Origin of the sequence: Mariluticola halotolerans, assembly GCF_021611515.1 — a bacterium.
Taxonomy (GTDB): domain Bacteria; phylum Pseudomonadota; class Alphaproteobacteria; order Rhizobiales; family Devosiaceae; genus Mariluticola; species Mariluticola halotolerans.
This window is the reverse complement of record NZ_CP090960.1, coordinates 2185847-2208385: the sequence shown is the minus strand read 5'-3', so window position 1 is coordinate 2208385 and position 22539 is coordinate 2185847. Positions and strand designations below refer to the sequence as shown.

The window sequence follows — 22539 nt, the reverse complement described above, 5'->3', positions numbered from 1 at the left end:
CAAGCTCACCATGAGGGTTTGGGAAAGTTCAGAATGCGCTTCTAACACTTCGTCATTCCCGCGCAGGCGGGAATCCAGTGCGGGCAGTCCTGCCCGCAAAAGATTTCTTCTGGCACCGCTGACGCGGTGCGCTGGATTCCCGTTTTCACGGGAATGACACGGTGAGGGCCGTTACCTATGCCCTCGGGTCCAGCCCGAGGGAGAAGGAAGGCGAGGGTTAGTCGTTCAATTCCGCAATATCCCGGTAAAGCGCCAGACTTTCCGGATTGGCCAGCGCATCGGTGTTTTTCACCACCCGCCCGTGAATGGTATCGCGCACCGCGATTTCAGAAATCTTGCCCGAGCGGGTGCGCGGGATGGCGCTGATGGCGATGATTTTGGCCGGCACATGGCGCGGGGTGGCGCCCGTCCGGATACGGGTCCGGATCTCTTTGGTCACTTCCTCGGTCAATGTTTTGCCCGGGCGCAGTTTGACGAAGAGGATCACCCGCTGGTCGCCATCCTTGTCCTGCCCCACCGCAATCGCTTCTTCCACTTCGGCAATGGTTTCCACCTGCCGGTAGATTTCCGCCGTGCCGATCCGCACCCCGCCCGGATTGAGCGTGGTGTCGGAACGGCCATGAATGATGAAACCGCCCGAGGGGCGTTTTTCGACGAAATCGCCATGGGCCCAAAGCCCGGGAAAGCGTTCGAAATAGGCGCTGTGATAGCGCGCGCCATCCTCATCGCCCCAAAAACTGACCGGCATGGAGAGATGGGCGTTGCGGCAGACGAATTCACCGGCCTCGCCGCTGACCGGGTTCCCCGCGTCATCGAGCGTATCCACATCCATGCCCAAAAGCGCGCATTGCAGCTCGCCGCGATAGACCGGCAAAAGCGGATTGCCGCCGAGAAAACAGGCGCAGATATCGGTGCCGCCGGAAATTGAGGCCAGATGCACATCGGCCTTCCAGTCCGTATAGATATAATCGAAACTCGGCGGGATCAGCGGTGAGCCGGTCGAAAGGATCAGCCGCAGCGTGTCGAGCTTGTGGGTTTTGCCCGGCTTCAATCCGGCCTTGAGACAGGCATCGATATATTTCGCCGAGGTGCCAAAGATGGCGATCTCTTCGCTATCGATCAGGTCGATCAGCCTTTCGGGCGCGGGGTAGAAGGGGTTGCCGTCATAGGTGACCAGCACTGCCCCCAGCGCGAGGCCGGAAACCTGCCAGTTCCACATCATCCAGCCGCAGGTGGTGAAATAGAAAAACCGCTCGCCGGGCGTGATGTCGCAATGCAGCTTATGTTCCTTCATGTGCTGGATCAGCAATCCGGCGGCTGAATGGGTGATGCATTTCGGCTTGCCCGTGGTGCCAGAGGAAAAAAGGATCACCAAGGGCGCTGCAAACGGCAGCCGGTTAAAGGCAATGGTTTCGGGCGTAAAGGGTGCCAGAAAGTCGGCCATGGTGCGAGCGGGGAGGGTTGAGAGGCTCTCGGGCACCGTGTCGCCGAGAATGACGATCCGCGTCAGCGGTGTGCCGGCGGCCACGGCGGCAATGGTCGGGGCAACATCGATCTTCTTGCCGGCATAGCCATAGCCGGGCACGGCGACCAGCACTTTCGGCGCGATCTGGCACAGCCGGTCACTGGCCCCGGCGGGCCCGAAATCGGGCGAGCAGGATGACCAGATCGCCCCGATTGCTGACGTGGCGAGATAAAAGATAATCGCTTCAATATCATGGGTGACAATTGCCCCCACCCGGTCACCGGCGACAACGCCCTCGGCGCGCAAGGCCTGTTCGGCCCGGGAGACCGCGTCATAAAGGTCGCGCCGGGTGATGGAGCGCTTTGTCCCGTCGTCGCGATGGGCGATGATGGCGAGACTGTCATCGGGATTGCGTAAGAGATTTTCCGCGTAATTGAGCCGCGCGCCGGGATAAAACTGCGCATCGCGCAGGGTCGCGCCGGGGATGAAAGCGGCATCGCCCTTGTCGCCGATAATCGCCAGATCATCCCAGAGGGCATCGTAAAAAGCGTCAGGGGCCTTGATCGACCAGTCGAGCAGGGCCGCATAATCATCGGGGGCGGCGCCATGGTGGGTATGGGTTTTCTCGGCAAATTGCCAGAGCGCTGACTGGCGTTTCTGGTCGGGTTTTGGTGCCCATATGTAAGGGATATTGTCAGCCATACTAACCCCCTAACGTTCGAGACAAAGGGCAATGCCCATGCCGCCGCCAATGCAGAGTGCGGCGAGGCCGCGTTTGGCATCGCGCTTGATCATTTCATGTACCAGCGTCACCAGCACCCGCGCGCCCGACGCGCCGATGGGATGACCGATGGCAATCGCCCCGCCATTGACATTGACCCGTTCCGGGTCGAGCGCCAGATCCTGCACCACGGCAAGGCTCTGCGCGGCGAAGGCTTCATTGAGCTCCCACAAATCCACATCGTCAACGGCCCATCCGGCACGCTCCAGCGCCTTGTGGCTGGCGCTGATCGGGCCAAGGCCCATCACCTGCGGGTCAAGCCCTGTATGGGCGAAGCCGGCAATCCGCGCCAGCGGCGCGGTGCCATTGGCCGCAAGGGCCGTCTCTGACATCAGCACCAGCGCCGCCGCGCCGTCATTGATCCCCGACGCATTGGCCGCTGTCACCGTGCCATCGGCCTGAAAGGCCGGTTTCAGCCGCGCCATGCTTTCAAGGGTCGCGTCATGCCGGATATATTCGTCATCGCTAACTATTGTGTCGCCCTTGCGCCCCTTGACGGTGACCGGCGCGATCTCATCCGCAAAACGCCCGGCCTTTGAAGCGGCGGACGCGCGCTGTTGCGAGGTGAGGGCGAACACGTCCTGCGCCTGCCGGCTGAGCTTGTAGAGATCGGCCACATTCTCCGCCGTCTTGCCCATTGGATAGCCATAGAATGCATCGGACAGACCGTCGCGCATCACCGTATCGATGAGGCTGATGTCGCCCAGCTTTTGCCCCTGCCGCAAAACTGCGACATGGGGGGCGCGGCTCATGCTTTCCTGCCCGCCGGCGATAACGATTTCAGCGTCACCCGCCATGATTTGCCGGCTGCCAAGCGCCACCGCGCGCAACCCCGAACCGCAGACCTGGTTGATATTGAGCGCCGGGGACGCATCAGGCAGGCCGGCCAGCCGGGTTGCCTGTCGGGCCGGGTTCATGCCCACCCCCCCAGTCAGCACCTGCCCCATAATGCTCTCGTCAATCATGTCCGGCGCAATCCCGGCATCAGCAATGGCGGCGGTAATGGCTGTCGCCCCCAGCTGGTGCGCCTCAAGCGTCGACAGCGCCCCGTTAAAGGCCCCCACCGGGGTGCGCCGCGCCGCCGTGATGAAAACGTCTTTCTGGCTCATGCTCTCTCCTCCCGTGCCGCCATGGGTTGGGGCCGGTTCCTGTTTTTTTCTAGCTAACGCTTGCACAAGCCGAACCGATAGACGTATTTATACGTCATGATTGCACATGACGACAGACGCGATGGCGACAGGAATGAAACGATGCGCTTCGCGCTGGAGGCGCTGCCCGTGCCCATGGTCTATGCCGCGCACCGCATCATTCGCGCGGTCAATGCCGAGTTCGCCGACCTGTTCGGGTATGAGCGCGCCGAGTTGCGCCATCAAAGCTTCAATATCCTTTACCCAAAACTCGCCGATTTCGTCATGGTGGGGGATATGTGGCGCACAAATTTTGCCGGGGGCCGTTCCTATGAGGATGAGCGCATCATGCAAAAGCGCGATGGCACAAAATTCTGGTGCCGGGTGCGGGGCCGGTCGATGCTGGCCGAAGACCCGTTCTCCGAGGCGATCTATTGTTTTGATGCCATGGCCCGCCCGGTGCCCGCCGCCCGCACCGGCCTGACCCCGCGCCAGACCCAGATCGTGACTTTGGTGGCGATGGGCAAAACCAACAAGGACATCGCCCGCGAAACCGGCCTGTCACAGCGCACGGTTGAAACCCACCGCCTGCGCATCATCCGCACACTTGGTCTCGCCAATAGCGCCGAACTGGTCGCCTGGTTCATGCAGCAGGGCGGGCAGCCCCGGCAATGAACGAGATAGGCAGGAATATATTCCTTCTAACTTAGAGTCGTTCTAAGTTATTGAAAAATTTGTTGAATTTCCAAAAATGCCGGGCTAGGCAGGACCCAGCCATTTCGATGGCGGGACTTTTAATCCCGTTGATCGAGGATGTTTCAGGGGTTTTTCATGCCCCGGTTCGGCTCTTGCGCCGGCCAGCCTCCTTGCCACAACGGGTCCTTGCAACCACCAGGCCTTAAACCTGACAGGAGCCCGAATTCAATGAAAAACCCCGGCCTCACCGCCTCTTTGCGTGCCGTCGCCCTGGCAACGGCTTTTGCTTTCTCTGCGCTGCCGCTTCAGGCTGACGAACTCACCATCACCCATGCCCAGGGCGAAACCGAAATTGCGGCCAATCCGCAATCGGTGCTGGTGTTTGACTATGCCGCCCTCGACATGCTCGACGCACTCGGCGTCAAGGTGGCGGGCGTCCCCGGTACCAATATGCCGCCCTTCCTGTCGCAATATCAGGGTGATGAATATCTCAAGATCGGCTCGCTTTTTGAGCCCGATTATGAAGCGGTTGCTGCCGCCGGTGGCGATCTGGCCATTGTCGCGGGCCGTTCTTCAACGGCTTATGAACAGCTGGCTGCCATTTTGCCAACGATTGATCTCAGCAATGGCTGGGATGATTTTGAAGGTGCGGTGAAGCGCAACAGCCAGATCATTGGCGAGATTTTCGGCAAGCAGGCTGAAGTCGAGACCATGATTGCCGATTTTGATGCCAGCGTTGCTGAATTCCAGGCAGCGGCCCCGGAGCTGGGCAATGTGCTGATCGTTCTGACCAATGGCGGCAAGGTGACCGCCTATGGCCCCGGCTCCCGCTTTGGGCTTATCCATGACACGCTGGGGCTTGAGCCGGCTGTCGCCGATGTTGAAGCGGCCACCCATGGTGAAGCCGTCTCGTTTGAGTTCCTGCTGGAAACCAATCCCGACTGGATGATTGTCATCGACCGGGATGCGGCAACCGGTGAGGCCACCGGCGCTGCCGAACAGGTGCTCGACAATGAACTCGTCCACCAGACCAAGGCCTGGCAGAACGAGCAGATCGTCTATGTCGATCCGGTCCGCTGGTACATCGTCAATGGCGGCCTGCGCAATCTGCAGATCATGGTCGATGATCTCAAGGCGGCAATGCTGCCCTAATGAAACCTGGACCGCGGGACGCGCGCGGAAAAGGCAGGGCCGCCGGGCGTAAAGCCCTGGCGGCCCGCTTCATGTTGCTGCCGGATATGACATGCGCCTGCTGATTGCCCTTATCGCCGTTCTTGTGCTCGCGCTCATCAGCCTGTTTATCGGGGTGAGCGATGTCTCGCCCCTGCTGTTGTTTTCGGCAGAGCCGGATGCGCGTCAGCTCCAGATTCTGCTCGCCAGCCGCATTCCGCGCACGCTGGCCCTGCTGCTTTCGGGCACGGCGATGGCTGTTGCCGGCATGATTATGCAAATGCTCACCCGCAACCGGTTTGTCGAACCCTCGACCGCCGGCACGGTGGAATCGGCCAGTCTGGGCATTCTTGCGGTGACCCTTCTGGCCCCTGGCATGCCCCTGTTCGGCAAGATGATTGTCGCCGGGATGTTTGCCATGGCCGGAACCTTGCTGTTCCTGCGCATCTTGCAAAGCATTCCCCTGCGCTCTGTGCTCATTGTGCCCTTGATCGGCATGATGCTGGGCGGTGTCATCAGCGCGGTGACCACGTTCATCGCTTATCGCTATGACCTGCTGCAATCGCTGGGGGCCTGGACCACCGGTGATTTCTCCGGCGTCATGCGCGGCCGCTATGAACTGCTCTGGATCACCCTCGGGCTGACATTTGCCGCCTATCTTGCCGCCGACCGGTTCACCGTGGCGGGCATGGGCGAGGCCTTTGCCACCAATCTCGGGATGACCTATCGCCGGGTGATGACGCTGGGCCTGATCATTGTTTCCATGGTGACGGCCATTGTCGTGGTCAGCGTTGGCATTGTGCCCTTCCTTGGGCTGGTTGTGCCCAATCTGGTGCGCATGGTGCTGGGCGACAACCTGCGCCGCGCCCTGCCATGGATTGCCGTGACCGGGGCCGGGTTTGTGCTGGCCTGCGATATTTTCGGGCGGCTGGTGCGCTTCCCTTATGAAATTCCCATCGGCACCGTGGCCGGTGTGGTGGGCAGCCTGTTGTTCCTTTATGTGTTGTTGCGGAGGGGGGCTCATGTCGGCTAACCCCTGGCGCCTGCGCCCCGCTTTGACCCTGCCTGTGTTGACCCTTTTGGCACTGCTGGCCTGCGTAATTTTCATGACCATCAATGCGCGCGGCAATTGGGGCTTTGTGCTGCCGTTCCGCGGCACCAAATTGCTGGCGCTGGTTTTGATCGCCTATGCGATTGCGGTTTCCACCGTGCTGTTTCAAACGGTCACCAATAACCGCATCCTCACCCCCTCGATCATGGGGTTTGATGCGCTTTATGTGCTGATCCAGACCATTCTGGTGTTTATAGCCGGCAGCAGCGTTGGCCTGCTCGACCCGGGCGTGAAATTCGCCCTTGAAACGCTCGCCATGGTCACCTTTGCCACGGCACTCAATCTCTGGCTGTTCTCTGGCCGGGTGCGCAGCCTGCATCTCATGGTGCTGGTCGGTATTATTTTCGGGGTGTTGTTCCGCTCGATTGCCAATTTCCTGCAACGCCTGATCGACCCCAATGCCTTTGTGGTGTTGCAGGATTCCATGTTTGCCAGCTTCAACACATTCGACCGGGATCTGATGGGCATCGCCGCGCTGACGATCATTGTCAGCAGCCTGCTGGGCCTGAAACTGCTGCACACGCTGGATGTGCTGGCACTGGGCCGCGAAACCGCCGTCAATCTGGGTGTCGCCCACCGGCGCACTGTCATGTTCATTCTCATGCTGGTGGCGGTGCTCGTCTCTGTCTCCACCGCCCTTGTCGGCCCGGTCACGTTTTTCGGGCTGCTGGTGGCCAATCTGGCCTATGTGCTCATCGGCAGCCACAAACATGTCTTCATCCTGCCCGCAGCCATTCTGTTGGCCATTATCAGCCTTGTGGGCGGACAGGTGATTGTCGAACAGGTGTTCGGCCTCAATACCAGCCTGTCGATCATCATCGAATTCATCGGCGGGCTGGTTTTCATCTTTCTCATTTTGAAGGGCGCGACACGATGATCAAGGTCGAGAACCTCACCAAAAGCTATGACGGCACGCTGGTGGTCGACGGGGTCTCCCTGACCCTGCCGGCGGGCGGCATCACCTCGATCATCGGGCCCAATGGTGCGGGCAAATCCTCGCTGATGTCGATGATCAGCCGCCTTTTGCCCATGGATGCGGGCCGGGTGCTGATCGACGGTCTCGATGTCACCCGCACCCCCACCGACCAGCTGGCCCGGCGCATGGCCATTCTGCGCCAGGACAATCACATCGGCACGCGGCTGACCGTGCATGATCTGGTGGCCTTCGGGCGCTATCCCTATTCCAAGGGGCGGCTGACGGCGGCGGACCATGAAGAGATCGACAAGGCCATCGGCTATCTCAATCTTGAGAGCATGCGCGACCGGTTTCTCGATGAGCTTTCAGGCGGCCAGCGCCAACGCGCCTTTGTGGCCATGGTTTTGTGTCAGGATACCGATTTTGTGCTGCTCGACGAGCCGCTCAACAATCTTGATCTCAAGCACGGGGTGGAGATGATGAAACTGTTGCGCAGCGCCGCCACAGAACTGGGGCGCACTTTTGTGCTGGTCATGCACGATATCAATTTCGCGTCCTGCTATTCCGACCAGATTGTGGTGATGCAGGACGGCAAGATCGCCTGTCAGGGCACACCCACGGAAGTGATCACCCCGGAAATCATGCGCGAAGTCTACCAGATCGATATCAAGGTGCACCATATCGGTGGGCAATTGATCAGCGTCTATTACAACTAGTGCGTTTTTCGAAAGGGCGCGGGCACCACGTGTCCGGCCCCGAAGCGCGCCACAGCAGAATACAAAGAGAGCCGATATGACGACCAGTGAAAAGATCATCGAACGTGTCCGCCACGAGCTGAAATTCCGGCTTGTAAGGGTGGTCTCCAATGAAAGGATCACGCCCAATATGGCGCGCATTGTCGTGGCATCCGATGATCTGGCCGGCTTCACCAGCCTTGCCTATGACGACCACGTCAAACTGTTCTTCCCCGAAAATGGGGAAATGCTGAAAGCCCCCCAGCCGGGGCCGAACGGCCTGGTGTTTCCCGAGGGGACAAAACGGCCCGAAGCACGCGATTATACCCCCCGCGCCTTTGATCCCGCGACCAATCAATTGACCCTCGATTTTGTCATTCATGGGGACGGCATCGCCACCAGCTGGGCGGCGAGCGCCAAACCGGGTGACCAGATCGGGGTTGGCGGTCCGCGCGGCTCATTTGTCGTGCGCGCCGGCTTTGACTGGTATCTGCTGGTCGGCGACGAGACGGCGCTGCCCGCCATTGGCCGGCGGATCGAGGAATTGCCGCAAGGGGCCAAAATCATCGCCTTTGTCGAGGTTGCCGATACCGCTGAGCGGCAGGATTTCGACACCGAAGCCGATCTTGAAATGCACTGGATCGCGCGCAACGGGGTGATGCCGGGCCGGCTGGACCTGCTGTCCCAGGCTGTGCGCGCCGCCAGCCTGCCCGATGCGGCGGGCGGCTATGCTTTTGTTGCCGGGGAGGCCGCCATGTCCAAGCAGGTGCGTGAAATACTGATCGCTGAACACGGATTTGGCGAGGATCGGGTCAAGGCCGCCGGATATTGGCGCAGTGGCGAAGCCGATTTTGACGATGGGCATGCCCATTAATCGCGCGGAGAAAGGCCGGGTAATTGCCATTTGCCGCGCCCTCGGTTCCGCCCTTGCGCACGGAATTTGGGGAGAGACAGTGCATACCAGTTAGACATCAGCTGGAAAATCCTTGATGATGGCTATGTGCATCCCCCAAAGGGTGCGCCACGAATTCGAGGAGGCCCCATGGAGACGCCCGCACTGCTCGCGCATCTCAAGACTGCCGTTACCCGCGCCGATATCGCCTTGCCGCTGCACAAGCGCCTCAAATCTGCGCTGGAAGAGCTGATCACCGACAACCGGCTGAAACCGGGCGCGGCCCTGCCCGGCGAGCGGGCGCTGGCCGAGGCGGTCAACCTGTCGCGGGTGACGGTGCGCAAGGCCATCGAATTGCTGGTGGAAGAGGGCTATCTGCTGCGCCGGCATGGCGCCCGCACCGAGGTGCGCTCGCGGGTCGAAAAATCCATGTCCACCCTGACCAGCTTTTCCGAAGATATGGTGGCGCGCGGCCTCAATCCCGGATGTATCTGGCTGAACAAGAAGGTCAGCCGGCCCTCGCCCACGGAAATGATGGCGCTGGGCATTTCCAGCGATACCCAGGTCATCCGCATGACCCGGATTCGCGTGGCCGATGGCACGCCCATGGCGCTGGAGATTTCCACCGTCCCGGTCAAGTTCCTCCCGTCCCCCGATCTGGTCGGCGATTCCCTTTATGAAGCGCTCGACAAGCTGGGGGCCATGCCGGAACGGGCCATTCAGCGCATGCGCTCCCGTCTCGCCTCCGCCTATGATGCCGAACATTTGAAATGCGACATCGGCTCGCCCATGCTGATCATGGAGCGGCGCTGCTTTCTGGCCGACGGGCAAATCGTTGAACTTTCCGAAAGCCGCTATGTTGGCGACATCTACGATTTTGTGCTGGAGCTGAATAGATAATACCAGTAACAAACTGGTTGCAATCTGGTATAGTGCGGTTATCGTGATATCCATCAAGGAGAAGACGATTGCAACGTGACGCGCTTGATCAGGGTTTGATCGTATCATGCCAGCCGGTGCCCGATGGGCCCATGGACCGGGCGGAAATGGTGGTCGGCTTCGCGCTTGCTGCCATGCAGTCCGGGGCATCAGCCCTCAGGATTGAATCGGCGGCCTATGTCCGGGCGGTCCGTGCCGCAACCGACGCGCCGATTATCGGCATTGTCAAACGCGACCTGGATGACAGCCCCGTGCGCATCACCCCCTTTATTGCCGATGTCGAAGCGCTGGCCGATGCCGGGGCCGATGTCATTGCCTTTGATGCAACCGACCGCGCCCGCCCCGCCACCATTGAGGCGCTGATTGAGGCGGCCAAGGCACGCGGCAAACTGACCATGGCCGATTGTTCCTGCCTTGAAGACGCCCGTCAGGCGCTTGCCGCCGGGGTGGATTTTGTCGGCACCACACTGTCCGGTTATGTGGGTCCCGACGAGCCGGAAGATCCGGACCTGCCCCTGATCGCGGCCATGCGCCAGCTGACCCCTTATGTCATCGCCGAGGGCCGTATCCGCAATACCCAACAGGCCGCCGCTGCCGCTGAGGCCGGGGCCTTTTGTGTTGTGGTCGGCTCCGCCATCACCCGGACCGAACACGCCACATCCTGGTTTCGTGAGGCGCTGGACAGCGCCTTTGCCGCCCGGGAAAAAGCCATGAGGCCCGTCCTGGCTATCGATATCGGCGGCACCAAATCGCTGGCCACCATCATGGAAGATGGCGTGCCCTTGCGCGAAATCCAGATACCGACGCGGCGCGATGCGGGCCCCGACCAGTGGCTGGCGGATATCGCTGAAAGCATTGCCGACTGGCGCGGTAGCTATACCGCAATCGGCATTGCCGTGACCGGCGCGGTGGACAAGGGCGACTGGTCGGCGCTCAACACAGCAACGCTGGATATTCCGGGCACCTATCCACTGGCTGAAAAGGCCAGCGGGATTTTTGCCGCCCCCGTTTTTGCCATGAACGATGCCCAGGCTGCGGCCTGGGGCGAATACCGCTTTGGCGGTCATGGCGCGGAAAATATCGTCTTTCTCACCATCTCCACCGGCATTGGCGGCGGTATCGTTTTAAACGGCAAGCCATTGCTGGGCATTGCCGGGCACTTCGGTCTGTTGCGCGGCCCCTCGGCCGGCGCGGCCCCGCTTGAAGACCAGGTGTCCGGGCGCTGGATCGCGGCTGAGGCGTCAGCGGCCGGCCATGCAATGGAAGCCCCTGAAGTCTTCGCTGCTGCCCGTGCCGGCGCAGGCTGGGCACAAAAAATCGTTGAGACCTCGGCTGCGCGCACCGCGCTGTTGTGCCGGGATATTCAAATGATGATTGACCCTGATTGCATCGTCATTGGCGGTGGAATCGGGTTGGCGGCCGGCTATCGCGAACAGGTCGAAAAGAACCTCGACGACGTGCCGGCAAGGCTGCGGCCACAATTGGTGGCGGCGACACTGGGTGGCAAGGCGGGCGCGATCGGCGTTGCGGACCTGGCCCGGCGGAACGGCGAGAATACGGAGACGGCATAAGCACGCCTCCCAATAAATAACGTCAACAAAAAAGGATGGGAAAATGCTGAAATCGAGAACACCAATTCTAACAGGCCTGGCCCTGCTGACGGCCGCTCTGCTCAGTGCCAGCGCGGCACAGGCAGAAGTGACCGTGCTCGGCTGGCCCGGCGGCTCTGAGGAAACGGCCCTGCGCGCCGCAGTGGAAGCCTATAACGCCAAGGGTGATGTGGCGGAAGACGACAAGGTTGAACTGCTGTTTTTCAACCGTGACGGCTTTTACGACAAATTGCAGGCCGATATGGCCGCAGGCTCTGACGCCTTCGACATCAACCTGATCGCCACCTATTCCATCGGCCGTTATGCCCCTTATATGGAGCCGGTTGATCTGGGTGCCGGTGCGGCGGATGTGTTCGGTGAAGCCGTGCTTGAGACCACCCAGTTCGAGGGCAAGCAATATGGCGTGCCCACCGATTTGTCGCTGCACTTCATGTATTTCCGTCAGGACCTGATGGACGAATTGATGGGCGACGAGGCGGCCAAGGCCAAGTATGCCGAAATCGCTGAGGAATATCTGGGCGAGGCGCTGACCCCGAAGGATCCGGATGAATGGACCTGGGACGACTGGGCGGCCACCGCGCTCTATTTCACCAAGTCGATCAATTCTGACAGCCCGACCCGTTATGGCACCGTGCTGCAGATGAAGAACCTGTTGTTCAACATGATGGTGTTCCAGTCCCTGCCGCGTGCCTATGGTGCCGACTGGATGGATGATGAAGGCAATATCACGGTTGATTCCGAGGCCTATCGCAAGGGTCTGGAGCTTTACAAAATGCTCTATGATGCCGGCGCGACACCAAAGGATTCGCTCAGCTATGAATATGCTGAAACCAACGCAGCCTTTGCCGCCGGGCAGGCCGCAACGGCCTTGCAGTGGAATGCGGCTGCGGGCGAACTCACCAATCCCGAAACCGCTCCGGCTGTTGCCGAAAGCGTCGGTATTGTTGCCCCGCCCTCAGGCCCTGAAGCCCGTGCTGACCACATTCACGGTCTCGGCCTTGGCCTCAATGCCAATGCCAAGAACAAGGAAGGCGCAACCCGCTTCCTGCAATGGATGGCAACCGAAGACGCAGCCCTGCTCTATGCGGGTAATGGCGGTTCCCCGGCCCTGACGCCTGAGGTTGTGGCCAAGATTGCCGACGAACGGCCCGATCTGGTCAAGCTGGGCGATTTTGCCGGTAAATACGGTTACGTCATGAACGGCGGCACCTCTGCCAAGGCCCTGTCGGTTTACGAATTGCAGGCCAAGGAGTTCACAGGCTACTGGTCGGGTCAGACCACGCTTGATGAGGCCCTCGCCAATACAACAGCAGGCATGGAAGAGCTGTTGAAATAAGGCCTGGCGCCGATCTCCGGATGCGGGCAAGCTGCCCGCATCCCCCACACAATCGGGATATCTGATGCAAGTAGCCAATCGACGCGAATGGAGAATTCTGACCACGCCGCTGGTTGGCTTCCTGTTATTGTTTCTCGGCTTTCCGATTGTCGTCAATCTGGTCTACTCGGTATCAGATGTGACCTTCGAGACCTTGCGCAGCCCCACCATTACCGGGTTTTCCAATTACATTGCCCTGCTGGGTGAAGGCGATTTCTGGCGTGCCAGCTGGTTCTCCCTGCGTTTCGGCATTCTCACCGCCCTGGCAGAATGCATTATCGGGCTGGCCCTTGCGATCTTTCTCGCCCCGCTTCTGGCCAAGCGCACTTTCCTGATGGCGCCCATGATGCTGCCCCTCATGGTTGCCCCCGCCATGGTGGGGCTGATGTATCGTTTGGTGCTGCACGAATTCGTCGGGCCGGTGCCCTATTATCTTTATGAATGGTTTGGTGACAGCCCCACATTCTTCAGCGTCGAGGCGGCGTTCTGGACGCTGATCGTTGTTGAAACCCTGCAATGGACCCCCTTTGCCTTTCTGCTGTTCTACATGGCCTATCGCGCCGTGCCCGATGAGGTGCATGAAGCCGCGACCATTGACGGGGCAACGCCCATGCAGATTGTCCGCACCATTGATCTGCCCCTGATGGTGCCCACCATTATTGTTGCCTTCTTCATCCGTTTCATCGACGGGTTCCGGGTTTTTGACAATGTCTATACCCTCACGGGCACCGGGCCGGGCGGCTCCACCACCTCCCTGTCGATCTATATCTATGAGGCCTTTTTCAAGCAGGGCGCCATCGGCAAGGCCGTCGCCGCCTCCATGGTGCTGTTTATCGCCTCATTCGCTGTTCTGTTCGGTCTCAACTGGCTCTCCAGCCGCAAGTCAAAAGGGGCAAGGGCATGATTGCGGCATTGCGTTGGGTTGTGTTCATCATCGCGGCACTGGCGATGAATTTCCCGGTGATTGTCACCCTCGTGACCTCGTTCAAGAGCGCCCGCGAGATCACCACCAATCCCGGTTTCTGGATCAATCAACCCACCTTTGCCAATTATCTGCAAGTGCTTGAGGTTTCCGACCGGCTGAATATTTTTGCCTATCTGGGCAACAGTCTTGCCGCCGCCCTGATTGGCACAACCCTCGCACTGATCCTTGCCTTTCCCGCCGCCTATGCCATTGCCCGCGGCGATTACGGGCGGCGCATATTGATGCCGAGCGTTGTTAATCTGCGCGCCGTGCCGCTGATCATTTTCGCCATCCCCATCTATATGATGTTTCAGTGGATGGGTCTTTTGGACACCCAGTTGGGCCTTGGCCTGATGCTGACCATCGTCAACCTGCCCCTGGCGCTGGTCATTCTGGTCAATGCCATTGCCGAGGTGCCGCTCGAACTGGATGAGGCCGCGAAAATGGATGGGGCCAGCACGTTTGAAATCATGCTCGGCATTATCCGTCCGGTCGTCCGCCCGGCGATCGTCACCACCTTTATTTTCGGCTTCATCACGGCCTGGAACGAATTCCTGTTCGGCCTGATGCTGACCACCAACAAGGCCGTGCCCATGACGGTCGGGGCTTCATTCTTTTTCTCGGCAAGCGGTGGCGGGGTGCAATGGGGCCCGGCCTCGGCGGTGATGATTATTGGCGCCTTGCCGCCCATGCTGCTGGGGCTTGTCATGTACAAGCAGATCTCCGGATCAATGACCGCCGGTGCCGTCAAAGGCTAGGCATCGACCAGGGTGAACTGACGCATATAGTGATCCAGCTCGCCCTGTGCGGCGCTGGCAGCAGGAGCGAGGGCTGCATGCAAGGCCCGCTGTTCGGGGATGCTGCCCGTTTTGCAGGCGGCGACAAAACCGAGCAGTTTTTCGCGCAGGGTCAGCGCGCCGAACACCGCACAGGCCCCGGCAAGATTATGCGCAATATCTGCCGCCTCTTGTGTTTCGTCTGCGGCAATGGCTGCTGAAATCCGGCTGAGCATGGCATCGATCTGGCGGGTGAAATCCGCGGCCCTGTCCGAGAGAACCGGGGCGGGGAAAATATCGCCCAGTTCCGCCAGCACCGTCCGGTCGAGCACTTTTTGCGCAGGCGCCGGTGCCCTTGATATGGGTGTGTCGAGCGGCTTGGCCTGTTCGCGCACCACCGAGAGCACATGTTCCACATCGCGGCGGCGCAAGGGTTTGGTGAGGCACATCAGCATGCCCGCATCGATAAAATTCTGGTGGTCGGCTGGCATGGCATGGGCCGTCAGCCCCACAATCGGGCTTGCGCTGGATTGCCCCTGTCCCCGGCGAATGGCCCGGCACGTCTCCCGCCCATCAAGCCCGGGCATGTTGATATCCATCAGGATCAGGTCAAACCGGTGCTTGGCGGCAAGGGCGATACCCTCCCGCCCCGTGCTGGCTTCGCTTGTCTGGCAGCCCGCTTCATCCAGCATATGCCGGGCGACGAACCGGGCAATGCAATTATCCTCGATCACCAGCACATCCGGCGCATGGTGCAACAGGGGCAGGGGGGCGGCTATAGGGGCGGGCGGCGCGATGAGTTCGGCTCTGGCGGGCGAATAGGGCAGGCGCAGCCAGAAGCGGCTGCCCGTGCCCGGCGTGCTGGTAACCCCCATCTCCCCGCGCATCGCCCGGGCAATGTGCCGGCAAATGCTCAAGCCCAGCCCGGAGCCGGATATGGTGGTTTTCGGGGCCGCATCGAGCGCGACAAATTCCTCGAAAATCCGTTCCTGATCCGAGGGGGCAATGCCGCAGCCGCTGTCCCTTACGGCCAGTTCCAGCAGCGGTGTCGCCCCGCGCCGTTCGATCAGGCCGGCTTCGACGACGACCTTGCCATTGCGCGTGAACTTGATGGCATTGCTCAAAAGGTTGAGCAAGACCTGTTCAATGCGCATCCTGTCACCATTGATGCCGCCAATCGCCGGATCGATCTCCAGCGTGACGGCATCCTTCTGGGCCAGGGCCGCCGGTTGCTGGATATCAATAACCTCGCCCAGCAATGTCGGCAGGTCGAACGGCTTTGGCTGCACCACAAGCTTGCCCGCCGAGACCATGGCGATATCGAGCACATCATTGATGTGCCGCAATAAAATATCGCTCGAACGGGCGGCGATCTCGGTATAGCGGCTTTGCCGCTTGTTCAGCCGCGTGGTTTGCAGCAGTTCCAGCACCCCGATGACCCCGTTCAGCGCCGTGCGCATTTCATGGCTCATCACCGTCAGGAAATTGGAACGTGCCCGCCCCGATTTAAGGGCCACATCATAGGCTTCCGCGAGCGCCTCGCTGATCCGCTTCTGTTCGGATATGTCGCGCATGAACACATTATAGAGCGGGCCGGCGGGCGTTTTGACCATGCCCACCGAAACCTCGACGGCGAACCTGTCGCCACTGCGGCGCACGGCCTCCATTTCAATGCGGCCGCTGCCACCCCCGGCATGCGTCCGTGCGCCTTCCAGCACATGGATGGGCCATTGCCGGTCCGCGTCATCTTCCGGGCTGGCAAACAAGGCATCAAACGGCATGCCGATCGCCTGGTGCCGGTCGTGGCCGAACACGGCAACCGCCGCCGGATTGAACCCGATAATGGTCTTGTCCGCGTCGCAGACAATAATGGCATCCAGCGCGGTATTGATCGTGCTTTTGAGACGCAGGTTGGATTGATTGGCATCGGCGGCATTGGCCAGCGCCAGCCGGTATTGCCGGGCAAGGGCATAAAACGACAGCGCCAGAACCACGATCAGCGCCAGCGCGCCCACCACCATCAGCCGCACCAGGGAGAGCACTCTCTCCTGCCGGTAATCCGATGCGAGTGTGGACAGGTTCATGCCGGTCATGGCGATCTGGCGGGCTTCCTCGCGCATGTCTTCAAGCCGGGGGACAAGATAGGGGCGGGAGGCGCGCAAAGCCGCTTCCGGTCCATCAACCAGCGAGGTCAGCGCATGAAGCCCCGATTTGAGCGTGGCCAGCTGGGCCTGCATCCGCCCCTCCTCGGCAACCACCCCCCAGAGTGGGCTTTTGCGCAGCATCTCGATCTGCCCCAGATAGGTATGAAACCGGTCGCGAAACCGGGTGGGGTCACCTGATGGATCCTGGCTGGCCTCGATCAGGGCGATCATGCCGACTTCCAGCTGCGACAGGGGCCAGTCGGTGATCGCTGACTGTGCCCGCTCAAACTCGATCAGCCGCCCCATGACCATCGTGCCGACGAGACTGAGGCCCAGCACTGTCGCCACGGCCAGTGCCAGCACAAAATTGCCGATACGGAACGGCGCAAAGCCCCGGCCGTTTTTATCAACTATTGTCGACTGCCCGTGGCCCCCGCTATCCATGCTAGTGCATGCCGCGTCGACGGGTTTTGTTCTGCCAGACAATGCGCACCACGACCGGTGTCGCGCGGGGCGGGATGGGAGGAGCGGTGTTTACATGCGGGCGGCGGCTGGTATCGAAATAGGGCCAGCTGCGATGGAAATGACGAGTGCCGTCAACAGTTTCAATGTGCGCAGGGGCGAGACATTGCATTGCACCCAGCAAGTCGGCGTGGATCACGCTGTCCGGCCCTGCCTCCCAGTTTGGTTTTATGGGTTTCTCCGGCATGCCGGCAGTGCCGGGAAAATACCGGCTTTCGGCTGACCAGGGATCTGTGCGCCCGGCCTCGCCGCCAGCCGCGTGCCCCATCCCGACCAGGGACAGGGCGAGAATGCCGTAGACATGAAATGTAACTATTCGACGCATTATCTCGACCATCCCTGATGCGATGCAAGAATTGTGTCCATAAAAATCTATAGTATGAAAACAAAATAGACCATGTATTCTGGAGATGCTATTTTGTATTCTTACGTATATCGGGGTATGCGGTTACATATAAATACGATCTTTTTGGAAATGTCTGTGACTGTTAGGTTATCCCCCTCATGACAGGGGGACGCCATGCGGATTTTGATTGCCGATGACCACGACCTGGTGCGGGATATGATCGGGGAATTGCTGACGCGGGAGGCGGATTGTCAGGTTCTCGCCGCCAGCACGCTCGATGAGGTGCTGGACCTGATGCAGGTCGAGGATGCCTTTGATCTGGTCCTGCTCGATTACAGCATGCCGGGCATGAATGAACTGGAGGGGCTGACCCGTGTCATTGAGGCCGGTCAGGGTCAGCCGGTCGCCCTCATTTCCGGCGTGGCCAGCAAGGCTATTGCCGAAAAGGCGCTTGCCGCGGGCGCTGCCGGATTTCTGCCGAAAACGGTAAAGGCCAAATCCATGGTCCATGCGGTCAGCTTCATGGCTTCCGGGGAGATTTACGTCCCCGTCAGCTTCATGGCCGCTGAGGAACAGGGGGTCGAGGCGGTGCGTCGCCGCAACCTGACCGAGCGGGAACTCGAAGTGCTCAGCGGGCTATATGCCGGACGCTCAAACAAGGAGATCGGCCTGCAGCTCGACCTGCGTGAAGTGACCGTCAAGCTGCACGTAAAAACCCTCAGCCGCAAACTGGGTGCCCGCAACCGCACCCATGCCGCCATGATCGCCAAAGATATCGGCCTGCTGCTCTAAAGGTTAATAACCCCTTGACGTTGAAGCGATTGCTTCGGGCTAGGCGAGATATACTTTTGTGCATCCCTGTATCCGGAAAGAAATCCCCGCGAAAATTCGAGAATATAATCTGATCTATCGCGCGCAATACTACCCCTATGCTTGTTAGACTTCTGGCCTGTCACCCCCGACCTTAGGTCAACGTTACTGCGGCGGCGATTTGTCCGGCGTCGTCCAGAAGCCGAAGGGGGCAAGTATGCGACTTGAAAATCAGACAGCTCGGGATATCCATGCCAAAAAGGGTGCAGGCAAGCGCCGCACGGCCTTGGCGCTGGCAGCCCTGATGGCGGGAACCATACTCTCAGGCTGCACCAATGCCGCCTATACCTCGGGACGGCACATCCAGCCGGCCACCGGCTCGCCGGTCAATAGCAATGACACGCCCTATTCGGCCTGCCTCACAGAGCTGTCATTGCGCAAAAGCGCCCACAAGCCAGTCTTTGCCATCGGCCAGATCGCCGACAAGACCGGCCAGAAATCCTATGACGGCCATTCCGACAGCACCGCCCTGACCCAGGGCGTATCGGAAATGATGATCAGTGCCTTTTACAAGACCAAACAGGTCGGGCTGACCGAGCGGCTGGACATGGGCGTCGGCCTTGCCGAGCAGAAGCTGATTGAGCAGCGGGCCATCAAAAGCCGCACACGGCCCATGTCTGTGCAGCCCGCCGACTTCATGGTGCTCGGGGCGCTGACCGAACTCAATTACAATATTGTGAGTGGCGGTGCCCGCCTTTACGTCGCCGGTGTCGGCGCCGGGGTGCGCTCGGCGGTGATCAATGTCGGCCTCGATGTCCGCGTTGTCGATGTGCGCACCTTCAAGACCATCTATGTCACCAGCCTTCAGAAGCAGATCGTCGGCCACGAAGTGGAAGGCGGGGTCTACCGCTTCTTTGATCACAATCTTGTCGAATTCGACGCCGGCGCTGTGAAAAACGAGCCATTGCAGCTTGGCGTCAGATCGGTCGCAGAACTGGCCACCTACCAGATTCTGACCGAAGGCCTGGGCTTTCCTGCGGTGAAAGCCCGCCATTGCCAACCAGGCATGGACACACTCTCGACGGCTCAAACCAAGGAAAAATCCAATGACGCGTGAACTATACAAGACACTGGTCGCGGGCAGCAGCGCCCTGGCCATGACTTTGGCACTGGGGGCTTCGGCTCAGGCGTTTGATACGGTTCAATGGGACTGGACTGCCTTAGTCACGACGGTAATCGATACCAGTGTTGTCGCTGACACCATCCTCGCACCGACCGGTATCAACCAGGCCGAAAATCTCCAGGAGGCTCTGGGTGATGTAACGGCAGACGGTATTGCAACCAATATTGCCGTTGTACCGGACCTGAGTGTCATTCTGCCCTATCCGATTGACGATCTGCCTGTCGTTGAAGTCGGCGGCCAGGCCATGGGCAACAGTGCCTCGATCACCGCTGATGTGTCGATCCAGTACGATTCGCTTCAGACCTTGACAGGTCTGGATCCGGCAACGGCCGCCAATATCACATCGACCTCGCTGGCATCCGGAATTGACAACGCCGCGGTCGACAGCGCGGCGACGTCGGTTGGCAACAGCCTTTCTGTCGATCTTGCCTATCTCGATCCGCAGAACGCGCTGGCCATCGGCAACAATGTCCAGAACGCCCTCATCAATGCGAGTGCCACTTCCACCGTTGATGGTGTGAACCTTCTCGGTTTTGGCGCGCTGGGCACCTTGCCAATCCCGGTTGTCAGTTCGAAAGCGACGGCGGTGGCCAACAACTTTACGGCCAATGTGGCCGTGGGCGTTCCCCCGGTACCCGTGCCGTAAACGTCAGGATCGGAGGCAGTACCTCCCGAGCGAGCGGCGGGTTCGTCCCCCCAAAAAACCGGATCCGCCGCCCATTTTGCGAACCCAACATAACCCGGTGATCCGGCAGGAAAATGGAAATGACCCAGATTTATGCACCCCGCGCTACCGCGCGTTTATTGGCCGCCAGCCTGATGACAACGCTGACCCTGTTCGGCACTGCGATGCCGGCGCATGCATGGGATCGGGAAACTTTGCTCGGGCCTCATTCATGGGATTTCGAGCCACGCAATCGCGAAACCGCGCTGGCCTATCAGCAGGCCCACGATGCCGGCAATCAGGAACTCATCGGCGCGCTGGTTGTAGGGGCGGCCTACGGCTCACCCATCACTATCAATTCCTTCTCCTACGCGGTGGGCAATTGGCAGCAGATCACCATGGAACTCGGCGATGGTGCTGAGGGTCTAATCATGACCGAGAACCACCAGACCAGTAATGGCGATTCCAATGCTCTCTCGCAGGTTTTGAACGAGGGCTATTGAAGGCTGGTGTGATGGCGCGCCCTTGGGCGCTGTATCCGCCGCCAGCCAGAAAGAATTCGGTGTTTGTGCGGCAAAAAAGAGCCGTTGCAGTACAGCGCCAAACCGGCCCGAAGCGTGCCTGCCAGCCGCTTCAGCCGCTGCCTAGGGTCCTGCCATTGGGGGCCAGGTACTGCCAATCCGGCAGGGACATTATTGAGGGCTCAAATTGAGGAAAAACCAATGACGCGTGAACTATTCAAACTTCTGGTGACCGGGTCGAGTGCCATGGCTCTGTCAATCGCCCTTGGGGCTTCGGCACAAGCCTTTGACTCGGTTCAGTGGGACTGGACGGCGACCGTCACCAGTGCTGTCGATACCAGTGTTGTGGCCGACACGATCCTTGTCCCAACCGGGATCAATCAGGCTGAAAACCTTCAGTCAGCGCTCGGTGATGTCAGCGCGAGCGGCATTGCTACCGACATTGTCATGACGCCTGACCTGGCGGCAATCCTGCCATTCCCGGCAGCCGACCTGGCGATCGTTGAAGTTGGCGGGCAGGCCATGGGCAACAGCGCCTCGCTGACGGCAGATGTCTCAATCCAGTACGATTCGCTGCAGACCCTGACCGGTCTCGACCCGGTAACGGCAGCGTTGATCAATGCCGATTCGACGGCAACAACCATCGTCAATGCAAGCGTTGACAGTGCGGCCACGGCCGTGGGCAACAGCCTGTCGGTTGATGTGGCCTATCTGGATCCGCAAAACGCGCTGGCTATCGGCAATAACGAGCAGTCCGCACTGATCGCGGCAACTGCGACCTCGGATGTCTCGGGCGTACTGAATACCGGCTTTATCGGTCTCGGTCTCTTGCCTGCCCCGGTCGTCAGCTCGAAGGCGACGGCGGTTGCCAACAACTTCACCGCCAATGTCGGCCTTGCTGTTCCGGTGATCCCGATCCCTTAAGCGCCTGAAACGGAGGCAGCACCCTCCAATCGTGCGGCGGCACCGTTCCCTAACTCCCGGTGCCGCCGTGCGTTCTGAGAAACAATCCGTGTCTGAAAATCACTTTTGCGCAACCAACGACAAGGAGACGTCAGCATGCCGGAATTCATAGCGTATCCTGTCGCCGTGCAAGCTGCATATCTGCGGGCGTGGGGGCTGAAATGAGCGGGAGTGCCACGCTGTTCGGGTCCTATGGATTGAGAGCCGGACGTGCCGGTATTGCCAAGCCCGGACGTGCGGCCAATGACCCCGCACGCAGCCGGACTTTTGGCCGGCGGCAAACGCCGCCTGTGCTGGACAATAATCTGCAACTGGCGCGGCTCGATGGCTTGCTGGCCGAACTGCAAACCCTGTTCGCCGATCGGGCCTATCCCGAGGACAAGCTGCCCTTTGTGATCGATGCCGAACCGCAGACCCCGCAACTTTTGATCGGCGACGATGCCGTGATCATGATCGATCCCGAAAGCGGCCTGTTCACTTTTCAGGAAAAGGGCCCCGAATCCGGTGTGCTGGTGGTGACCGCCAGCGACGAGCGTTTGCTCGATCATGTGATCTGCCATCTTTCTGCCGGCACCCGCTTTCTGGCGCCGCACACGGCAGGCATGGCGGTGCGCACGCTGGTGGGGCAATCGGTGGAAGATGTCGAGCGTCTCCTGATATTGCAGACCCTGCGCCATTGTCAGGGCAATCGCACCCATGCGGCGAAAACCCTTGGCATCTCCATTCGCACCATTCGCAACAAGCTGCGCAATTACTGGCGCCGGGCCACGCAGAAACCGGCAATCGACTGAATACAACGAAACGACCTCCAGCCCGTATCCGGTCTCCGG

General features: G+C 60.1%; 21 protein-coding genes. 17 read left to right on the top strand and 4 right to left on the bottom strand.

Translation table 11 applies throughout. From position 1 onward, the window contains the following. Positions 1-217: 217 nt before the first annotated feature. Positions 218-2167, bottom strand: coding sequence for an acetoacetate--CoA ligase (locus L1P08_RS10535; protein ID WP_303616975.1), 1950 nt, complete (start codon positions 2165-2167; stop codon positions 218-220). A 9-nt stretch (positions 2168-2176) separates the two neighbouring features. After that, positions 2177-3355: an acetyl-CoA C-acetyltransferase gene (locus L1P08_RS10530; protein WP_303616974.1), complete on the bottom strand. Its 1179-nt coding sequence runs from the start codon at positions 3353-3355 to the stop codon at positions 2177-2179. Positions 3356-3496: 141 nt separating this feature from the next. On the opposite strand from L1P08_RS10530, the gene L1P08_RS10525 reads away from it, so the two are divergent. From L1P08_RS10525 to L1P08_RS10475, 11 genes are all read left to right on the top strand, one after another. After that, positions 3497-4048, top strand: a complete 552-nt coding sequence (locus tag L1P08_RS10525; protein ID WP_303616973.1) for a LuxR C-terminal-related transcriptional regulator — start codon at positions 3497-3499, stop codon at positions 4046-4048. 249 nt (positions 4049-4297) lie between these two features. Continuing rightward, a complete protein-coding gene (locus tag L1P08_RS10520; RefSeq protein ID WP_303616972.1) occupies positions 4298-5221 on the top strand; it encodes a siderophore ABC transporter substrate-binding protein in 924 nt (307 codons plus the stop codon). A gap of 91 nt (positions 5222-5312) precedes the next feature. After that, the gene (locus L1P08_RS10515) at positions 5313-6272 is read left to right on the top strand and encodes an ABC transporter permease (RefSeq protein ID WP_303616971.1); all 960 of its coding nucleotides are present in this window, start codon (positions 5313-5315) and stop codon (positions 6270-6272) included. Continuing rightward, the gene (locus L1P08_RS10510; protein WP_303616970.1) at positions 6262-7227 is read left to right on the top strand and encodes an iron chelate uptake ABC transporter family permease subunit; all 966 of its coding nucleotides are present in this window, start codon (positions 6262-6264) and stop codon (positions 7225-7227) included. Before L1P08_RS10515 ends, L1P08_RS10510 begins: the two co-directional genes overlap by 11 nt. Next, the gene (locus tag L1P08_RS10505) at positions 7224-7982 is read left to right on the top strand and encodes an iron ABC transporter ATP-binding protein (RefSeq protein ID WP_303616969.1); all 759 of its coding nucleotides are present in this window, start codon (positions 7224-7226) and stop codon (positions 7980-7982) included. The genes L1P08_RS10510 and L1P08_RS10505 overlap by 4 nt, the downstream gene beginning before the upstream one ends. Positions 7983-8058: 76 nt before the next feature. Beyond that, positions 8059-8874 (top strand): siderophore-interacting protein, encoded by an 816-nt coding sequence (locus L1P08_RS10500; RefSeq protein WP_303616968.1) that lies wholly within the window; start codon positions 8059-8061, stop codon positions 8872-8874. 168 nt (positions 8875-9042) lie between these two features. Beyond that, a complete protein-coding gene (locus tag L1P08_RS10495) occupies positions 9043-9792 on the top strand; it encodes a GntR family transcriptional regulator (protein ID WP_303616967.1) in 750 nt (249 codons plus the stop codon). A gap of 131 nt (positions 9793-9923) precedes the next feature. Further along, positions 9924-11402: a putative N-acetylmannosamine-6-phosphate 2-epimerase gene (locus L1P08_RS10490; RefSeq protein WP_303619544.1), complete on the top strand. Its 1479-nt coding sequence runs from the start codon at positions 9924-9926 to the stop codon at positions 11400-11402. Positions 11403-11445: 43 nt separating this feature from the next. Further along, positions 11446-12777 carry an extracellular solute-binding protein gene (locus tag L1P08_RS10485; RefSeq protein ID WP_303616966.1) on the top strand — a complete coding sequence of 444 codons (1332 nt, stop codon included), beginning with the start codon at positions 11446-11448 and terminating at the stop codon, positions 12775-12777. Between the two features lie 64 nt (positions 12778-12841). Further along, positions 12842-13720: a carbohydrate ABC transporter permease gene (locus L1P08_RS10480; protein WP_303616965.1), complete on the top strand. Its 879-nt coding sequence runs from the start codon at positions 12842-12844 to the stop codon at positions 13718-13720. Beyond that, on the top strand, positions 13717-14538 hold the full coding sequence (locus L1P08_RS10475) for a carbohydrate ABC transporter permease (RefSeq protein WP_303616964.1): 822 nt from the start codon (positions 13717-13719) through the stop codon (positions 14536-14538). The genes L1P08_RS10480 and L1P08_RS10475 overlap by 4 nt, the downstream gene beginning before the upstream one ends. Here L1P08_RS10475 and L1P08_RS10470 read toward each other — a convergent pair. Together L1P08_RS10470 and L1P08_RS10465 are read right to left on the bottom strand one after the other, a co-directional pair. After that, on the bottom strand, positions 14535-17144 hold the full coding sequence (locus tag L1P08_RS10470) for a PAS domain-containing sensor histidine kinase (RefSeq protein WP_303616963.1): 2610 nt from the start codon (positions 17142-17144) through the stop codon (positions 14535-14537). The genes L1P08_RS10475 and L1P08_RS10470 overlap by 4 nt on opposite strands. A 1-nt stretch (position 17145) precedes the next feature. Beyond that, a complete protein-coding gene (locus L1P08_RS10465) occupies positions 17146-17547 on the bottom strand; it encodes a hypothetical protein (RefSeq protein ID WP_303616962.1) in 402 nt (133 codons plus the stop codon). Positions 17548-17742: 195 nt separating this feature from the next. Between L1P08_RS10465 and L1P08_RS10460 the strand changes: the two genes are divergently transcribed. The 6 genes from L1P08_RS10460 (at position 17743) to L1P08_RS16425 (ending at position 22500) form a co-directional block, all read left to right on the top strand. Beyond that, complete coding sequence (locus tag L1P08_RS10460; RefSeq protein WP_303616961.1) at positions 17743-18360, top strand: response regulator transcription factor; 618 nt, start codon at positions 17743-17745, stop codon at positions 18358-18360. Positions 18361-18595: 235 nt separating this feature from the next. Further along, on the top strand, positions 18596-19495 hold the full coding sequence (locus L1P08_RS10455; RefSeq protein WP_303616960.1) for a CsgG/HfaB family protein: 900 nt from the start codon (positions 18596-18598) through the stop codon (positions 19493-19495). Beyond that, entirely contained in the window at positions 19485-20207 is a 723-nt protein-coding gene (locus tag L1P08_RS10450; RefSeq protein WP_303616959.1) for a hypothetical protein, read from the top strand. The genes L1P08_RS10455 and L1P08_RS10450 overlap by 11 nt, the downstream gene beginning before the upstream one ends. Before the next feature lie 119 nt (positions 20208-20326). Further along, complete coding sequence (locus tag L1P08_RS10445) at positions 20327-20728, top strand: hypothetical protein (RefSeq protein WP_303616958.1); 402 nt, start codon at positions 20327-20329, stop codon at positions 20726-20728. 219 nt (positions 20729-20947) lie between these two features. Next, the gene (locus L1P08_RS10440; protein WP_303616957.1) at positions 20948-21670 is read left to right on the top strand and encodes a hypothetical protein; all 723 of its coding nucleotides are present in this window, start codon (positions 20948-20950) and stop codon (positions 21668-21670) included. A gap of 200 nt (positions 21671-21870) precedes the next feature. Then, a complete protein-coding gene (locus L1P08_RS16425; protein ID WP_438268405.1) occupies positions 21871-22500 on the top strand; it encodes a helix-turn-helix domain-containing protein in 630 nt (209 codons plus the stop codon). The last annotated feature ends 39 nt before the right edge of the window (positions 22501-22539 follow it).

What these genes read in the sequence shown, in the direction of transcription:
- L1P08_RS10490 (WP_303619544.1), top strand. Translation starts at nt 9,924, where the DNA reads ATGGACCGGGCGGAAATGGTGGTCGGCTTCGCGCTTGCTGCCATGCAG.
- L1P08_RS10440 (WP_303616957.1), top strand. Translation starts at nt 20,948, where the DNA reads ATGACGCGTGAACTATTCAAACTTCTGGTGACCGGGTCGAGTGCCATG.
- L1P08_RS10450 (WP_303616959.1), top strand. Translation starts at nt 19,485, where the DNA reads ATGACGCGTGAACTATACAAGACACTGGTCGCGGGCAGCAGCGCCCTG.
- L1P08_RS10475 (WP_303616964.1), top strand. Translation starts at nt 13,717, where the DNA reads ATGATTGCGGCATTGCGTTGGGTTGTGTTCATCATCGCGGCACTGGCG.
- L1P08_RS10465 (WP_303616962.1), bottom strand. Translation starts at nt 17,547, where the DNA reads ATGCGTCGAATAGTTACATTTCATGTCTACGGCATTCTCGCCCTGTCC.
- L1P08_RS10455 (WP_303616960.1), top strand. Translation starts at nt 18,596, where the DNA reads ATGCGACTTGAAAATCAGACAGCTCGGGATATCCATGCCAAAAAGGGT.
- L1P08_RS16425 (WP_438268405.1), top strand. Translation starts at nt 21,871, where the DNA reads ATGAGCGGGAGTGCCACGCTGTTCGGGTCCTATGGATTGAGAGCCGGA.
- L1P08_RS10505 (WP_303616969.1), top strand. Translation starts at nt 7,224, where the DNA reads ATGATCAAGGTCGAGAACCTCACCAAAAGCTATGACGGCACGCTGGTG.
- L1P08_RS10515 (WP_303616971.1), top strand. Translation starts at nt 5,313, where the DNA reads ATGCGCCTGCTGATTGCCCTTATCGCCGTTCTTGTGCTCGCGCTCATC.
- L1P08_RS10500 (WP_303616968.1), top strand. Translation starts at nt 8,059, where the DNA reads ATGACGACCAGTGAAAAGATCATCGAACGTGTCCGCCACGAGCTGAAA.
- L1P08_RS10480 (WP_303616965.1), top strand. Translation starts at nt 12,842, where the DNA reads ATGCAAGTAGCCAATCGACGCGAATGGAGAATTCTGACCACGCCGCTG.
- L1P08_RS10485 (WP_303616966.1), top strand. Translation starts at nt 11,446, where the DNA reads ATGCTGAAATCGAGAACACCAATTCTAACAGGCCTGGCCCTGCTGACG.
- L1P08_RS10510 (WP_303616970.1), top strand. Translation starts at nt 6,262, where the DNA reads ATGTCGGCTAACCCCTGGCGCCTGCGCCCCGCTTTGACCCTGCCTGTG.
- L1P08_RS10495 (WP_303616967.1), top strand. Translation starts at nt 9,043, where the DNA reads ATGGAGACGCCCGCACTGCTCGCGCATCTCAAGACTGCCGTTACCCGC.
- L1P08_RS10445 (WP_303616958.1), top strand. Translation starts at nt 20,327, where the DNA reads ATGACCCAGATTTATGCACCCCGCGCTACCGCGCGTTTATTGGCCGCC.
- L1P08_RS10525 (WP_303616973.1), top strand. Translation starts at nt 3,497, where the DNA reads ATGCGCTTCGCGCTGGAGGCGCTGCCCGTGCCCATGGTCTATGCCGCG.
- L1P08_RS10470 (WP_303616963.1), bottom strand. Translation starts at nt 17,144, where the DNA reads ATGGATAGCGGGGGCCACGGGCAGTCGACAATAGTTGATAAAAACGGC.
- L1P08_RS10520 (WP_303616972.1), top strand. Translation starts at nt 4,298, where the DNA reads ATGAAAAACCCCGGCCTCACCGCCTCTTTGCGTGCCGTCGCCCTGGCA.
- L1P08_RS10535 (WP_303616975.1), bottom strand. Translation starts at nt 2,167, where the DNA reads ATGGCTGACAATATCCCTTACATATGGGCACCAAAACCCGACCAGAAA.
- L1P08_RS10460 (WP_303616961.1), top strand. Translation starts at nt 17,743, where the DNA reads ATGCGGATTTTGATTGCCGATGACCACGACCTGGTGCGGGATATGATC.
- L1P08_RS10530 (WP_303616974.1), bottom strand. Translation starts at nt 3,355, where the DNA reads ATGAGCCAGAAAGACGTTTTCATCACGGCGGCGCGGCGCACCCCGGTG.